Origin of the sequence: Cupriavidus phytorum (assembly GCF_003254285.1) — a bacterium.
In the GTDB taxonomy this organism is placed as follows: domain Bacteria; phylum Pseudomonadota; class Gammaproteobacteria; order Burkholderiales; family Burkholderiaceae; genus Cupriavidus; species Cupriavidus phytorum.
The window spans coordinates 275,410-290,728 of sequence record NZ_QKZN01000002.1 but is presented as its reverse complement, the minus strand read 5'-3'; the positions used below and the strand labels follow the sequence as shown (position 1 = coordinate 290,728).

Sequence of the window (15,319 nt, the reverse complement as noted above, 5' to 3'; positions counted from 1 at the left end):
GACGGCAAACTCGGCTTGGTGTCAGTCAGCAGCCGATCAGCGGCTGTAGACGTTCATGCCCGGGAAGAAGAAAGCCACTTCCACGGCGGCGGTTTCGGCAGCGTCCGAGCCGTGCACGGCGTTGGCGTCGATGCTGTCGGCGAAGTCGGCGCGGATGGTGCCCTTCTCGGCCTTCTTCGGGTCGGTGGCGCCCATCAGGTCGCGGTTCTTGGCGATGGCGTTCTCGCCTTCCAGCGCCTGGATCATGACCGGGCCCGAAACCATGAAGTCGACCAGGTCCTTGAAGAACGGACGCTCCTTGTGGACGGCGTAGAACTGCTCGGCTTCGCCGCGCGACAGGTGCACCATCTTGGCAGCAACGATCTTCAGGCCGGCGGCCTCGAAACGGGCGTAGATCTGGCCAATCACGTTCTTGGCCACGGCATCCGGCTTGATAATCGACAGGGTGCGTTCGATCGCCATGAAAAACTCCGAAAAATGAAGGGGTTACAAATGGATTAAACGTGCAATTCTAGCACGAAGACTATGACCGTTTCGAGGGCCTTGCAGACCTCCGGACAGGCCCGCCCGCCCCTCGCGCACATGCCGCTGGCAAGTTGCAAAAGCCGCACATTACAACCTTGTCATCCCTGGAACGCAGCGCCGCCGCTAACATCCAATGTGAGCGGCGTCGAACGGACGCGAGCCAGCGCCAGGTGACGATTGAATTACCGCGCCCTTGCAATCCGGCCTGCACGATGCCACATTGACGATGGTTCCGTCCGGCTTCCATGCGAGTCTTCGCAATTGAAGTCTCGCAACGCCGGCGCCTCACCGTTTTTGAGACAGGAGTCACCATGGATAACAAGCTGAACACCTACGGTTTCGGCAACAGTGCGTCGACCGTCACTGACGTCGTCGTTCGCAACCGGGTCTTGCGCAACACTTACTGGCTGCTGGCCCTTTCGATGATCCCCACCGTGCTCGGTGCGTGGATCGGCGTGGCCACCGGCTTCAGCTTCATGGCGGGCAGCCCCGGCCTGTCGCTGATCCTGTTCCTCGCGATCGCGTTCGGCTTCTTCTTTGCCATCGAGAAGACCAAGAACAGCAGCATGGGCGTGGTCCTGCTGCTGGCCTTTACCTTCTTCATGGGCCTGATGCTGTCGCGGCTGATCAGCGTCACCTTGTCGTTCTCGAACGGCCCGGCACTGATCATGTACGCCTTCGGCGGCACCGCGGCCGTGTTCGGCGCGATGGCATCGATCGCCACCGTCAGCAAGCGTGATTTCTCCGGCCTGGGCAAGTTCCTGTTCGTCGGCGTGATCCTGCTGATCCTGGCCAGCGTCGCCAATATCTGGCTGCAGCTGCCGGCGCTGATGATCACGGTGTCGGTGATCGCGATCGGTATCTTCTCGGCGTACATCCTGTTCGACGTGCAGCGCGTGGTGAACGGCGGCGAGACCAACTACATCACCGCCACGCTGGCGATCTACCTCGACGTGTACAACGTGTTCGCCAACCTGCTGGCGCTGCTGGGCATCTTCGGCGGCAACCGCGAATGACGGCAAACGCCGCGGCATGAAAAAAGCCGGCCTGTTGGCCGGCTTTTCTTTTGGGCGCTCGCCGCGGTCAGTCGCGATCAGCCACGATCAAACACCGCGATCGACTCGACGTGCGAGGTGTGCGGGAACATGTTGACCACGCCGGCGCCGCTCAGGCGGTAGCCCGCCTCGTGCACCAGCAGGCCGGCGTCGCGCGCCAGCGTGGCGGGGCTGCACGACACATAGACGATGCGCCGCGGCAGCACGTCGCTGCCCTGCTGCGCCAGCTCGCCCAGCGCCTTGCTCACCGCGAGCGCGCCTTCGCGCGGCGGATCGACCAGCCAGCGGTCGAAGCGGCCCAGCGCGGCGATGTCTTCCGCGGTGACCTCGAACAGGTTGCGGCACGCGAACTCGGTCCTGGCGGCCAGCCCGTTGTATTCGGCGTTGGCGAGCGCGCGCGTGGTCAGCGCCTCGCTCCCCTCGATGCCCATCACCGACTTGCCCTGCGTCGCCAGCGGCAGCGTGAAGTTGCCGATGCCGCAGAACAGGTCGAGCAGGCGGTCCTGCGGCTGCGCATCGAGCAGGCGCAGCGCGCGGCCGATCAGCACGCGGTTGATCTGGTGGTTCACCTGGGTGAAGTCGGTCGGCTTGAACGGCATGCGGATGCCGAACTCCGGCAGCGTGTAGGCCAGTTCGGCCTCGGCCGGGTAGAACGGATAGACCGTATCCGGGCCCTTCGGCTGCAGCCAGAACTGCACTTTGTGCGCATCGGCAAAGGCGCGCAGCAAGTCCTTGTCGGCATCGGTCAGCGGTTCGAGGATGCGCAGGACCAGCGCCGTCACCTCCTGGCCCACGGCCAGCTCGATCTGCGGCATGCGGTCGCGGATCGACAGTCCCATCACCAGCTCGCGCAGCGGCACCAGCATCGCGGACACATGTGGCGGCAGGATCTCGCAGCACGTCATGTCGGCGACATAGCTGCTCTTGCGCTCATGGAAGCCGACCAGCACCCCGCCCTTCTTGGCCACATGGCGCACCGTCAGGCGCGCCCGGTAGCGATAACCCCAGTCCGGTCCGGCGATCGGGCGGAACACCACGTCGGGCTTCACCTTGGACAAGTGCCACAGGTTGTCCTCGAGCACGCGCTGCTTGATGGCCAGCTGCGCACGGGAATCCAGATGCTGCATCGAGCACCCGCCGCAGACGCCAAAGTGCTGGCAGCCCGGCTCGACGCGCATCACGGAGGCCTGCCGCACTTCGCCCAGATGTGCCTGCTCGTAGCTGGGCTTGCGGCGATAGCTGCGGTAGCTGACGGTCTCGCCGGGCAGCGCGCCCTCGACGAAGATCACCTTGCCCGGCGTGCCGTCCTCGTTGACCAGCCGGCCGACGCCGCGCGCCTCCATGTCGAGGCTGTCGATCGTCACCACGGGGTCGTCCGCGGGCGCACCGCCCTGGGCGGCACCACGGCCACGGGAATTCTTTGCGACGGGGGCAGCACCTTCGACGGCCGCAGCAGCCGGCATGGCCGGCGTTTCTTGTGGGGAGGACACGGCTTGGGACACCAGATAAAACCTGACGTATTGTTTTACGAAAGCGCGATTGTATGCCAGACCGGGCCGGCTCCGTTGGCGTACGTCCGGGCCAACGACGGAGAGCAGGCATGGAACTGATTTCGTGGAACATCCAGTGGGGCCGCGGCGCCGACGGCCGCGTCGACCTGGCGCGGCAGGTCGAGACCCTGCGCGCCATGGCCGATGTCGACGTGCTGTGCCTGCAGGAGGTGACGCGCGGCTTTGGCGAACTGCGTGGCGAGCCCGGCGCCGACCAGGTGTCGGAACTGACCGCGCTGCTGCCCGGCTATCACCTGCTCTATGCGCCGGCGGTCGAGCGGCGTGGGCGCACCGGCGAGCTCAAGCAGTTCGGCAACCTGATCGCCACCCGGCTGCCGGTGCGCGAGGTGTTCCGGCACGCGCTGCCCTGGCCTGCGGATCCGGAGGTGGCATCGATGCCGCGGGTGGCGCTGGAAGCCACGGTCGAGGCCGGCAGCGCGCGGCTGCGCGTGATCTGCACCCACCTGGAATATTATTCGGCGACCCAGCGCACGGCGCAGGCGGAAGCCCTGCGCGACTGGCATGCCGAAGCTTGCGGCCACGCGCGCCGCCCCGGCCGCAGCGAGCAGTGGCCGGGCCCGTTCACGCCGGAGCCGCGGCCCGCCGAGGCCATCCTGTGCGGCGACTTCAACAGCAAACCCGATGACGTCGCCTATCGACGCATGCTGGAACCGTTCGACGACGGCACTCTGGCCTGGCGCGACGCCTGGCTGCACGCGCATCCCGGCCAGCCGCATGCCCCGACCTGCGCGCTGCACGACAAGGAACAATGGCCCGAGCCGCCCTTTGCCTGCGACTTCATGCTGGTGACCGAGCCGCTCGTTGCCCGCATCCGGCGCTGCGAGGTCAACGCCGATACCGATGCCTCGGACCACCAGCCGATCCTGCTGTCGCTGGACCTCTAGACCAGTCTAGGCCGTTCCAGGCCGGGCCAGCCGCTGCCGTCGTCAGTCTTCGAGGTCTTCGGCTTCGGGCGTCAGGCGCTGCAGGCGGAAGGCCTGCAGATATTCCATCCACTGTTCGCCCGGCAGCTCGGCCAGCGATTCCTGGACGAATTCCATCTCGACGTCGAACTCGCGCGGCGACAGCCCGCCGCGCATCAGCTGGAAGCGGCAGTACATCAGGTAGGTGTTGACGACGTCGGTCTCGCAGTAAGCGCGGATCTCGTCGAGCTGCCCGGCCTGGAAAGCCTGCCACACCTTGCTGCCGTCCATCCCCATCTTGCCGGGAAAGCCGCACAGCTTGGCCAGGTCATCGAGCGGGGCGCTGGCGCGCGGCTGGTACATCGCCAGCAGGTCCATCAGGTCCAGGTGCCGCATGTGGTAGCGGCTGATGTAGTTGTTCCACTTGAAGTCGCGGCTGTCCTCGTCGCGGCCCTCGCCCATCTCCCAATAACGAGGTGCGGTGATGCCGTTGACCAGGCCGCGGTAGTGCAGCACCGGCAGGTCGAAGCCGCCGCCATTCCACGACACCAGCTGCGGGCTGTAGCGCGCGATCAGCTCATAGAACTTCTGGATCAGCGTGGCCTCGCCATCCTCCGGCGTGCCGAGCGAGCCGACATGGAACACGGCCGAGCCATCGCGGTGCGTGCGCCGCAGCACGCAGGAAATCGCGGCGACACGCTGCAGGTAGTGCGGGAGGAAATCGCTGCCGGTCTTTTCCCGGCGGGCGGAGAACGCATGCTCGGCGACTTCGGCGTCGCTCATCGCATCGGGATGGTCATGCAAACGGCGCAGGCCGGCGACATCGGGAATGGTCTCGATGTCGAATACCAGCACAGGGGTCATAGAACGGCGTCCTTCCTGACACCTTGCGAAGCGAAATGCCGCTTGAGCTTGACCAGCGCCTCCTGCTGGATCTGGCGCACGCGCTCGCGCGTCAGGCCCATCTCCTCGGCAAGCTCTTCCAGCGTGGCGGGCTCGATGTGGTTGAGGCCGAAGCGGCGCTCCACCACGTAGCGATGCTTTTCCGACAGGCGCGCCAGCCAGAGCTTCATCAGCCCTTCCAGCTCGCGGTGCGCCACCTCCTGGTCGGGGGCGGCGTTGTGCTCGTCGGAGAGGAAATCCAGGAGGCTCGAGCCGGGATCGAGATCGAACGGCGTATCGAGCGAGGTGGTGTGTTCATTGAGTGCCAGGACGTCCTGCACTTCGTCCGGCGTCTTGCCCAGCAGGTGGGCGATGTCTTCCAGGCTGGCGTCGCGCCCGTCGGTGCCGCCCTTTTCCAGATGGCGCTTGGCGCGCAGCACCTGGTTGAGTTCGCGGATCACGTGGACCGGCAGGCGGACCGTGCGGGCCTGGTTCATGATGGCGCGCTCGATGCTCTGGCGGATCCACCACGTTGCGTAGGTCGAGAAGCGGAAACCGCGCGACGGATCGAATTTCTCGATCGCGTGCATCAGGCCCAGGTTGCCTTCCTCGATCAGGTCGAGCAGCGGCACGCCGCGATTGAGATAGCCCTTGGCGATGCTGACCACCAGCCGCAGGTTGCGCTCGATCATGACCTGGCGCGCGGCAAAGTCGCCGTCCTTGGCCAGCGTGGAGAAATGCAGTTCTTCCGGCGCCGACAGCAACGGCTTGATGCTGATGCGGTTCAGGTAATGCTGGACGGTGTCGGCGGCCAGTTCGGTATGCAGCACCGTGCGGAAATCGTCATGCTCTGCGGTGGCGCTTTCGGTGCCGTTTTCCGCGCTGTCTTCGTCCTCGTCTTCCGACTCGTCCTCGTCGTCGTCGCGCAGATGGCGCTCGTTGCGATCATTGTCGTCGCCGAGCAGGTCGGCCTCGCGCAGGCCCACCGAAGCGGACGTGGCGATCGGCTCGTCGGTCACGGGAAGCATCTCGGCGGCGAGATCGGGCTCGAAGCCCTCTGCATCGGCGCGTTCGTCGGGATGCGCCACACCAGCCTTCACTTCCGGCTGCTTGGGACGGCGAGCCCTGCTGACGGTTCCGGAGGAGACAGTTTTCTGGCGTGGCATGAACCCTCACTGTGGCGGCAGGTACCGCATCGGATCAACCGGTTTTCCGTTCTTGCGAACTTCGAAGTGAAGCTTCACCCGGTCGGTATCACTGTTGCCCATCTCTGCAATCTTCTGGCCTTTCCGGACCGTGGATTGCTCAGCGACGAGCACCTTGTCGTTGTGCCCGTAAGCGGTAAGAAATGTCTCGTTGTGTTTGATGATGACAAGATTCCCGTAGCCGCGCAAGGGGCCTACGTGAATCACCCGACCGTCATCCGCGGCCAGCACCGAATCGCCCTTCTTGCCCGCAATATCGATGCCTTTATTGCCCTTGTCGTCGAATTTACCGACCATCTGGCCGGTCGCCGGCCAGCTCAGCTTCATCGAGCCGTCGGCCATCGGCGCCGATGCCGGCGCGGTCGCCGAAGGTGTTGCAGGCGCTGCCGCCGGCGCCGAAGCCGCGGCCGCAGGCACAGCCGGCGGCGGCACCGGCGTGCCGTTCGGACGCGCCTGGTCGATCGGCTGGGCCTGCACCGTGCCCGGCGCCACCGGCATGGTGGACACGCCCGGCGCAGTGTTGACGTCGGCACCCGGCGGCACGATGCGCAGCAGCTGGCCGACCTCGATCTGGTTCACATTGGTCAGGTTGTTCCACGTTGCCACATCGCGATACGACTGGCCGTTCTCCAGCGCGATACGGTAAAGGGTATCGCCTCGCTTGACCCGATAGTACCCGGGCGGCGCCGGTTCCAGCGTCGCCGCGGTGGTACCGGAGGTGGAGGTACGGTCGACGACCGGCGCCGGCATCGGCGAATTGGCGCAGGCGGCCAGCAGGGCCGCGAGCGAGGTCGCCGCAAGAAGCTGTCCGGCGCGTGCGAAATTTTGCGATTTCACGATGTTGTGCATAGTTCGACTCAGATGGTGCCCGATTTTAAGGGCACAAAGAAAACGGCTTCAAGCGCGGTGCGGTGAAAGCGATGGCGGTTGCGCCGCTCGATCAGCAGCAGCTGCTGCGTCACGGTCTGGCCGGGCACGCCTGCCGGCGGCATCACCGCCACCGGGGCGATCAGGCGCCCGCCGATGGCCAACTGCTCCAGCAGCGCCTCGGGCACCTCCATGCCGGCCGCGGCCAGGATGATGGCCGAGAACGGCGCGGCCTGCGGCAGGCCCAGCATGCCGTCGCCGTAATGCAGGCGCAGGTTGGGCACGCGCAAGGGCCGCAGGTTAGCCTTGGCCTGCTCGTGCAGCGGCCGGATGCGCTCGATCGAAAAGACTTCGCGGGCCACCTGGGCCAGCACCGCGGCCTGGTAGCCGCAGCCGGTGCCGATCTCGAGCACGCGCTCCAGCGACGCCTCGGCACCCAGGCCCTCGCGCAGCAGTTCGATCATGCGCGCCACCACCGACGGCTTGGAGATGGTCTGCTGGTGGCCGATCGGCAGCGCCGCGTCTTCATACGCCTGCGACGCCAGTCCCGGCTCGACGAACAGGTGGCGCGGCACCGTGGCGATGGCCGACAGCACGCGCTCGTCGCGGATGCCCGCGGCGCGCAGCCGCGCCGCCAGTGCCGCGCGCGCACGCGCCGAAGCCATGCCGCCGCCGCCCGCGGTGGCCGCCGAGGCGCGCTGCTCGACCGCGCTGGCAGGCACCGGCGCAGGTGCCGGCGCTGCGGTGCGCGGCAGGCGCGGCTTGGCTGGCGTCGCGGGCGCAGGCACGGGCGCGGCCGGGCGCGGCGCGCCCACGGCGGGGATGCCGGCGGTGCGCGCGGGCGCGGGCTTGCGCTCGACCACCGCATCCAGCGGCAGCGGGAATTTGTTGCGAGGGGGCGTGGAACTCATCGGGGGCGCGACGCGGCGATTCTGCGGCTCGGGCGGCTCGGGACCGGCGGCCCTACTTCAGCCACTGGTCGAGCGCGTCGAGTTGCCCGCGATGGGTCAGGTCCAGCTGCAACGGCGTGAGCGAGACATAGCCCTGCGCGGTCGCGTGGAAATCGGTGCCCTCGCTGGCATCGCGCGCGTCGCCGGCCGGGCCGATCCAGTAATTGGTGTCGCCGCGCGGGTTGACCTGCGTGATCACCGGCTGCGACGGATGGCGCTTGCCCAGGCGCGTGGCGCGATAACCCTGGATATGTTCGAACGGCAGGTTCGGGATATTGACGTTGAGCAGGAACGGCTCTGCCGGCGGCGTGCCGATGATGCGCTCCACCACGGTGCGCGCGACGCGCGCGGCGGCATCGAGGTGTTCCCAGCCCTTGTCGACCTGCGAGAAGGCCACCGAGGGAATCCCCAGCAGATAGCCCTCGATCGCGGCGGCAACGGTGCCGGAGTAGAGCACGTCCTCGCCCATGTTCTGGCCCTGGTTGATGCCGGACACCACCAGGTCGGGCTTTTCGTCGAGCAGCCCGGTCAGCGCGATATGCACGCAGTCCGTGGGCGTGCCGTTGACGAAGCGAAAACCTTTTTGCACGCCTTCGCGCGCCTCGTAGATCGACAGCGGACGCTGCAGGGTCAGGGAATTGGAAGCGCCGCTATGGTTCTGCTCCGGCGCGATGACCGTGATCCGGCCCAGCGGCGCGAGCGCAGCATGCAAAACGGCCAGTCCCGGCGCGAGATAACCGTCGTCGTTGGCGAGAAGGATATGCATGCCGCGATTGTACCTGAGCGCAGGCGCGCAAGCGGCCCGAGCGCCGCCCGATCCGGCCATCCGCGGCGGCGGCACCGGCACTGTATGCAGGCCGCAAATGACCGCCTCCACGGCTTCGGCATGAAACAGAACGACCGTGCTATTCCTGCGCTACACTTGCCCCGCCGGCCCGCGTAAGCTTGACTGGCGCGGCATGCCAACCACACCACCGGAGACAAGATGAAAGCCGTACTGTGCAAAGCCTGGGGTCCGCCCGATTCGCTGACCCTCGAAACCCTGCCCGACCTGGTGCCCGGCAAGGGCGAAGTGGTCATCGACGTCAAGGCGGCCGCGGTCAACTTCCCGGATGTGCTGATCATCCAGAACAAGTACCAGGCCAAGCCCGAACTGCCGTTCACCCCGGGTTCGGAACTCGCCGGCGTGGTCAACGCGGTGGGCGAAGGCGTCACCCACGTCAAGCCCGGCGACAAGGTCATCGCCTACCTGGGCAATGGCGCTTTCGCCAGCCAGGCCAGGGCGCCGGCGGCGTCGGTGGTGCCGATGCCGCCCGGCATCGACTTCGAGACCGCGGCGGCGTTCACGCTGACCTACGGCACCTCGCACCACGCGGTGATCGACCGCGGCGAGCTCAAGGCGGGCCAGACCATGCTGGTGCTGGGCGCGGCCGGCGGCGTGGGCCTGGCGGCGATCGAGATCGGCAAGGCCATCGGCGCGCGCGTGATCGCGGCGGCGTCGACCGACGAAAAGCTGGAGGTGTGCAAGCAGCACGGCGCCGACGCCTTGATCAACTACAGCACCGAAGACCTGCGCGAGCGCATCAAGGCGCTGACCGACGGCAAGGGCCCGGACGTCATCTACGACCCGGTCGGCGGCATCTATGCCGAGCCGGCGTTCCGCTCGATCGGCTGGCGCGGCCGCTACCTGGTGGTGGGTTTCGCCAATGGCGAGATTCCCCGGCTGCCGCTGAACCTGGCGCTGCTCAAGGGCGCGTCGCTGGTGGGCGTGTTCTGGGGCGATTTCGTGCGGCGCGAGCCCAAGGCCAACCAGGCCAATATGGCGCAGATGCTGGGCTGGATGAAGGAAGGCAAGATCCGCCCGCATATCTCGGCACGCTATCCGCTGGAGCAGGCCGCACAGGCGCTCAAGGACATGGAGGCGCGCAAGGTCACCGGCAAGATCGTGATCGTGCCGTGATGGCTGACTGACCTCGACGCGTCGGCTGACGCGCTGGGGCCGACCCTAAAAAAGCATGGCGCAGGTAGTGCGGCTACACCCTGCGCCATCCGAGGCAAAGCGCCCCAAGCTGCCTGTTGTCCCGTTTGCGCACACCCCGGCGCGGGTCAACAGGCAGTTCCCAAAACAGCCAGCCGCTTTCCGGAATTTCCCCTGTTAGAAGCGATGCTGCAGGCCGGCCATGACGCCGGTCTGGCTGTTGGCAAAGCCGACCAGGTCGCGCGACACGCTGACGTCCTGGCCATTGCGCGCCCTGGCGTAGCCCACCGACAGGTAGGCCAGCGTGCGCTTGGACAGCGCATACTGCCCGCGCAGCGAGAACAGGATCGGGTCGGCATCGTTGCCGCCCTTGATGTTCTGCTTGTAGACCGCCCCATACAGCGTAAACGCCGGCGTGAAGGCATAGCTGGCGCCGCCCCAGTACATGTCGCTGCGTTGGCTGGCCGCACCGGTGGTGAAGCTGCGCTTGTAGTTGCGGTAGCCGGCAAACAGCTTCAGGTCGCCGAAGTCATAGCTGGCCCCGGCATGGATGCCCTGGATGTAATCGGTGGCGTCCGCGGGCGTGGTGCTGGTGCCGGCGCCGTTCTGCCGGTCCCAGGTCGCGGCGGCGGCGAACTTGCCGGCGTTGTAGCCGGCGCCGAGCGCATACTTGGACGAACTCTTGAAGTCCCCCGCCACTTCCCCCAGCGCCACCGTCGCGCCGAGCTTCAGGCCGCCGAAGCTGCCGTCGTAGCGGACGGCATTGGAGGCGCGCGAGAACAATCCGTCCTTGCGCCCGCCGGTGGCGGTCGACGACGTCGCCCATGAATACGCCGGCGCATAGCCCATCGGGTCGAACGGCAGCATGAAGTCGTAGGTGGTGGTGAAGGTGCGGCCCAGCACCACCTGGCCGTAGCGGCTGGACAGGCCCACCGTGGCGCGGCGGTCGAACAGCGTGTTGTCGGTATCGAGCCGGCCGGTGTCGATGGCGATGCCGCTTTCGAGGTTGAAGATCGCCTTCAGGCCGCCGCCCAGGTCTTCGCTGCCGCGGATGCCCCAGCGCGAGGTGTTCTTGCCGCCCGAGGTCAGCTTGACCGCCGAACCGTCCGGCCCGGCATGGCTGACATATTCGATGCCCGCGTCCACCAGCCCATACAGGGTCACGTTCGATTGCGCGGATGCCGACCCCGCGGCCGCCAGGCCCATCGCGGCCAACGCCATTGCCGTACGCTTCATTGCCATCTCCTTCCTTGTGCTTGTTGTGGTAATCGTCAGCGGCCGGATGGTAGGTGACGCGCACTTTCAGTTCGCTTTCGGAGGGCAGGCTTTTCGCGGCCATGGCGCCGCCACAGGATCAGTGGTTTCCCTAGCTTCTAAGCCGGCGCGGTTCGCTGTATCAGTCTGGCCTTTGCCGTTTTGCTGCTGCAGTCGTTCTGCCGCGCTGCCGCCCCTGCCCGCCCTGCCCGAATGCGTATCCTGCTTGCCGAAGACAATGTGATGCTGGCCAGTTCCCTGAGCCAGGCCCTGGGCCAGGCCGGCTTCACGGTCGACTGCATGCACGACGGCCGCAGCGCGGACAACCTGCTGAGCACGCAGGACTACGCCCTGCTGATCCTGGACCTGGGCCTGCCCGGCCTGGACGGACTGGAAGTGCTGCGGCGACTGCGCCAGCGCCGCAATCCGCTGCCGGTGCTGATCCTGACCGCGCACGGCTCGGTCGAGGACCGCGTGCGCGGGCTCGACCTGGGCGCCGACGACTACCTGGCCAAGCCCTTCGACCTGTCCGAGCTGGAAGCGCGCGCCCGCGCGCTGATCCGCCGGGCCCATGGCCATGACAGCACGCAGTTCGTCTTCGGCCCGCTGCACTACGACAGCATCAGCCGCGCCTTCCTGCTGCATGGCCAGCTGCTGGCGCTGACCGGGCGCGAGCGCGCCGTGCTCGAGGTGCTGTTGCTGCGCGATGGCCGCGCCGTCAACAAGGGCGCGCTGTCGGAAAAGATCTTCGGCATCGACGAATCGGTCAATCCGGACGCGATCGAGATCTACGTGCACCGGCTGCGCAAGAAGCTCGACGGCAGCGGCGTCGCCATCGTCACGCTGCGCGGCCTGGGCTACCTGCTCGAAACGCGGCCGGCGGCATGAAGCGGCCGCGCCGGGCCCCCAGCCTGCGGCTGCAGCTGTCGCTGTGGCTGCTGCTGCCGCTGATGGGCCTGCTTGCCTTCGATGCCTGGCTGACCTACCAGCGCGCGATGTCGGCCGCGCATACCGCCTTCGACCGCACGCTGGAGGCATCGCTGCGCGCGATGCGCGAAGGCATCCGCCTGCACGAGGGGCGGCTCGCGGTCGAGCTGCCCAACCTCGCGCTCGAGCTGTTCGACGACCAGGCCGGCCCGCGCATCTTCTACCGCATCCGCGCCGACGACGGCACCACCGTCACCGGTTACGACGACCTGCAGATGCCGGCCGACGCAACGCTGCAGCTGTACCACACCGTGTTCTACGACACCGTCTTCCGCGACCAGCCCCTGCGCATGGCGGCGCAGCCGCTGCCGGTGCGCGACGTCGGCTCGGCGCGCACGCGGCTGGTGTGGGTGCTGGTGGGCGAGACCATCGAGCCGCGCCAGCTGCTGGCGCGCGAGATCCTGATCGGCTCGCTGCTGCAGGAGCTGGTGCTGGTGACGCTGGCGCTCGGCATCGTGTGGCTCGGCGTGCGGCGCGGGCTGCGGCCGCTGCACCGGCTCTCCGACACGGTGGCGCGGCGCGGCACGCAGCTCGACCCGATCGAGCAGCAAGACCTGCCGGCCGAGATGAAGCCGCTGGTGCGGGCGCTGAACCAGTACATGGAGCGTCTGCATGGCATGGTACAGGCGCGCAAGCGCTTCTTTGCCGATGCCGCGCACCAGCTCAAGACCCCGCTCGCGATCATCCAGGCGCAGTCCGAACTGGCGCTGCGCGAACGCGACGGCGAGCGCGTGCGCGAGCATATGCGCCTGCTGCACGGCACCGTGCGGCACGCATCCAGGGGCGTGCAGCAGTTGCTGTCGCTATCGCGGCTGGAGCCCGATGCCGGCTACGAGCCGGCGCTGAAGCCGCTGCGGCTGGATACGCTGGCGCAGGTGGTGGCGCTGGAGTGGGCACCGGTGGCGCACGGGGCCGGGGTCGACCTGGGGTTCGAGCAGGATGGGCCGGCGGAGGTTGCCGGACAGCCCGAGCTGCTGCAGGAGCTGACCGGCAACCTGATCGACAACGCGATCCGCTATGCCGGGCGCGGCGCAATGGTGACGGTGCGCGTGGCGGGTGAAGATGGCATGGCGCAGCTGCAGGTCATCGACAACGGCCCCGGCATTGCGCCGGGCGAACGCGAGGCGGTGTTCCGGCGCTTCTATCGCGGCGCCAGCGGGCAGGCGGTGGAAGGCACCGGCCTGGGCCTGTCGATCGTGCGCGAGATCGCGCGGCTGCATGGCGCGACGGTGAGGCTTGGAGAAACGCCGGGAGGTGGGCTGACGGTGTCGGTCAGGTTCGGCGCCAGGGCTTTTCCTTGACCGACTGTGTACTCCCTCTCCCGCAGCTTGCGGGAGAGAGGAGCAAACCACCGCCGAAGCGGAACGTCAAAGCTTCTCCGTCTCCCCGCTCTTCGGCTGCCACTTCATCAGCCGCTTCTCGCCGATGCCGACCATCCAGTCCAGCACCAGCGCAAACGCGGTCAGCACCACGATGCCAGCGAACACCGTATTGATGTCGAAGGTGCCCTCGGCCTGCAGGATCAGGTAGCCCACGCCACGCGCCGAGCCCAGGTATTCGCCCACCACCGCGCCAACGAAGGCCAGGCCCACCGAGGTATGCAGCGACGAGAACACCCAGCTGGTCGCGCTCGGCAAGTAGACATGGCGCAGCAGCTGCTTCTGATTGGCGCCCAGCATGCGCGCATTGGCCAGCACCACCGGGCTCACTTCCTTGACGCCCTGGTAGACGTTGAAGAAGACGATGAAAAACACCAGCGTCACCGCCAGCGCCACCTTCGACCAGATGCCCAGCCCGAACCAGACCGCGAAGATCGGCGCCAGGATCACGCGCGGCATCGAGTTCATGGCCTTGACGTAGGGGTCGAGGATGGCCGAGGTCAGCGGGCTCAGCGCCAGCCACAGGCCGACGCCCAGCCCCGCCACGGTGCCGATGCCGAACGCCAGCACGGTCTCGATCAGGGTCACGCCCAGGTGCAGGTAGATATCGCGCTCGACGAAAAACCAGTTCCAGATGCGTTGCGCCACCATCAGCGGCTCGCCGAAGAAAAAGGCGACCTGCTGCGATCGCGTGGCCACGTGCCACACGCCGAGGATCACCACCAGCACGAGCAGCTGCCATACGCGCAGCATGCCCTTGGAATCAGTACGGAATGCCATCGGGATTCAGTTCTTGTTTTGAATGGGGACGCAGGTCGAAACGGTTCAGGCGACCTTGCGCTGCTGGGCATAGCCCTTGAGCACTTCCTCGCGCAGCACGTCCCAGATCGCGGCGTGCAGCTCGACAAAGCGCGGATGGTTGCGGATCTCGGCCACGTCGCGCGGGCGCGGCAGGTCGATCGCGAACTCGCCGATCGGATGCGTGCCGGGGCCGGCCGACAGCACCACCACGCGGTCGCTCATGGCGATGGCCTCGTCCAGGTCATGGGTGATGAAGAGCACCGCCTTGCGCTTGGCGGCCCAAAGCTCCAGCACCTCGTTCTCCATCAGCTGGCGGGTCTGGATGTCGAGCGCGGAGAACGGTTCGTCCATCAGGATGATGTCCGGGTCCAGCACCAGCGTCTGCGCCAGCGCCACGCGCTTGCGCATGCCGCCCGAGAGCTGGTGCGGGTAGCGGTCGCCAAACCCGCCCAGGCCCACGCGGCGCAGCCATTCCTCGCCCTGCTGCACCGCCTCGGCGCGCGCTGTACCGCGGAATTCCAGGCCGGCGACGACGTTGTCGAGCGCGCTGCGCCACGGCATCAGCGCCTCAGTCTGGAACATATAGCCGGCGCGCCGGTTGATGCCGCGCAGCGGCTCGCCGAACACGCGCACCTCGCCGCTGGAAGGCTCCAGCAGGCCGGCGCCGACATTCAGCAGCGTCGACTTGCCGCAGCCGGTGGGACCGACCACCGATACGAATTCGCCGGGCTGGATCGACAGCGTGACGTCCTTGACCGCGGTATAGCGCTGGCTGCGGTCATCGCGCGAGACAAAGGTGCAGGTGACCTGGTCGAGTGAAAGTGCGGGAATGCTCATGATGAACCGTCTCAGACCCGCCACGGCGCGCAGAGCGCGGCGCGGGCGAGTGATGATGGATAAGCCGTCGCTGCCGCAAAGCAAAGGCCCGCTGCGGGCAGCGGGCCGATGGCGTCGACGGCAGGA

The 15,319-nt window shown here is 67.2% G+C and carries 15 protein-coding genes; 5 read left to right on the top strand and 10 right to left on the bottom strand.

The features are described 5' to 3' along the window. Positions 1-36: 36 nt before the first annotated feature. On the bottom strand, positions 37-462 hold the full coding sequence (gene ndk / locus C7416_RS06750; RefSeq protein WP_012353167.1) for a nucleoside-diphosphate kinase: 426 nt from the start codon (positions 460-462) through the stop codon (positions 37-39). A gap of 374 nt (positions 463-836) precedes the next feature. On the opposite strand from ndk, the gene C7416_RS06745 reads away from it, so the two are divergent. Next, positions 837-1,541 carry a Bax inhibitor-1/YccA family protein gene (locus C7416_RS06745; RefSeq protein WP_012353168.1) on the top strand — a complete coding sequence of 235 codons (705 nt, stop codon included), beginning with the start codon at positions 837-839 and terminating at the stop codon, positions 1,539-1,541. Positions 1,542-1,618: 77 nt separating this feature from the next. Here the strand turns inward: C7416_RS06745 and rlmD are convergent, their stop codons facing one another. Then, positions 1,619-2,923, bottom strand: a complete 1,305-nt coding sequence (gene rlmD / locus C7416_RS06740; RefSeq protein ID WP_240988210.1) for a 23S rRNA (uracil(1939)-C(5))-methyltransferase RlmD — start codon at positions 2,921-2,923, stop codon at positions 1,619-1,621. 257 nt (positions 2,924-3,180) lie between these two features. Between rlmD and C7416_RS06735 the strand changes: the two genes are divergently transcribed. Further along, the gene (locus tag C7416_RS06735; protein ID WP_111517708.1) at positions 3,181-4,035 is read left to right on the top strand and encodes an endonuclease/exonuclease/phosphatase family protein; all 855 of its coding nucleotides are present in this window, start codon (positions 3,181-3,183) and stop codon (positions 4,033-4,035) included. A gap of 42 nt (positions 4,036-4,077) precedes the next feature. Here the strand turns inward: C7416_RS06735 and C7416_RS06730 are convergent, their stop codons facing one another. From C7416_RS06730 to surE, 5 genes are read right to left on the bottom strand one after another with little or no spacing between them, the layout of a single operon-like run. After that, entirely contained in the window at positions 4,078-4,917 is an 840-nt protein-coding gene (locus tag C7416_RS06730) for a 3'-5' exonuclease (protein WP_092309269.1), read from the bottom strand. After that, positions 4,914-6,101 (bottom strand): RNA polymerase sigma factor RpoS, encoded by a 1,188-nt coding sequence (rpoS, locus tag C7416_RS06725; RefSeq protein ID WP_111517707.1) that lies wholly within the window; start codon positions 6,099-6,101, stop codon positions 4,914-4,916. The genes C7416_RS06730 and rpoS overlap by 4 nt, the downstream gene beginning before the upstream one ends. Before the next feature lie 6 nt (positions 6,102-6,107). Further along, the gene (locus C7416_RS06720; protein ID WP_111517706.1) at positions 6,108-6,989 is read right to left on the bottom strand and encodes a peptidoglycan DD-metalloendopeptidase family protein; all 882 of its coding nucleotides are present in this window, start codon (positions 6,987-6,989) and stop codon (positions 6,108-6,110) included. A gap of 8 nt (positions 6,990-6,997) precedes the next feature. Then, a complete protein-coding gene (locus C7416_RS06715) occupies positions 6,998-7,918 on the bottom strand; it encodes a protein-L-isoaspartate(D-aspartate) O-methyltransferase (protein ID WP_111517705.1) in 921 nt (306 codons plus the stop codon). 52 nt (positions 7,919-7,970) lie between these two features. Next, positions 7,971-8,723, bottom strand: coding sequence for a 5'/3'-nucleotidase SurE (gene surE, locus C7416_RS06710; RefSeq protein WP_018007785.1), 753 nt, complete (start codon positions 8,721-8,723; stop codon positions 7,971-7,973). A gap of 219 nt (positions 8,724-8,942) precedes the next feature. On the opposite strand from surE, the gene C7416_RS06705 reads away from it, so the two are divergent. Next, on the top strand, positions 8,943-9,917 hold the full coding sequence (locus C7416_RS06705) for an NADPH:quinone oxidoreductase family protein (protein WP_111517704.1): 975 nt from the start codon (positions 8,943-8,945) through the stop codon (positions 9,915-9,917). Between the two features lie 195 nt (positions 9,918-10,112). Here C7416_RS06705 and C7416_RS06700 read toward each other — a convergent pair whose 3' ends face one another. After that, the gene (locus C7416_RS06700) at positions 10,113-11,171 is read right to left on the bottom strand and encodes a porin (RefSeq protein WP_111517703.1); all 1,059 of its coding nucleotides are present in this window, start codon (positions 11,169-11,171) and stop codon (positions 10,113-10,115) included. 231 nt (positions 11,172-11,402) lie between these two features. On the opposite strand from C7416_RS06700, the gene C7416_RS06695 reads away from it, so the two are divergent. Next, complete coding sequence (locus C7416_RS06695) at positions 11,403-12,077, top strand: response regulator (protein ID WP_111517702.1); 675 nt, start codon at positions 11,403-11,405, stop codon at positions 12,075-12,077. Continuing rightward, entirely contained in the window at positions 12,074-13,477 is a 1,404-nt protein-coding gene (locus tag C7416_RS06690; RefSeq protein ID WP_111517701.1) for a sensor histidine kinase, read from the top strand. Before C7416_RS06695 ends, C7416_RS06690 begins: the two co-directional genes overlap by 4 nt. Before the next feature lie 66 nt (positions 13,478-13,543). On the opposite strand, the gene C7416_RS06685 is transcribed toward C7416_RS06690, so the two are convergent. Beyond that, on the bottom strand, positions 13,544-14,335 hold the full coding sequence (locus C7416_RS06685; protein ID WP_111517700.1) for an ABC transporter permease: 792 nt from the start codon (positions 14,333-14,335) through the stop codon (positions 13,544-13,546). Positions 14,336-14,380: 45 nt separating this feature from the next. Continuing rightward, positions 14,381-15,193, bottom strand: coding sequence for an ABC transporter ATP-binding protein (locus C7416_RS06680; protein ID WP_018007788.1), 813 nt, complete (start codon positions 15,191-15,193; stop codon positions 14,381-14,383). Between the last annotated feature and the right edge of the window lie 126 nt (positions 15,194-15,319).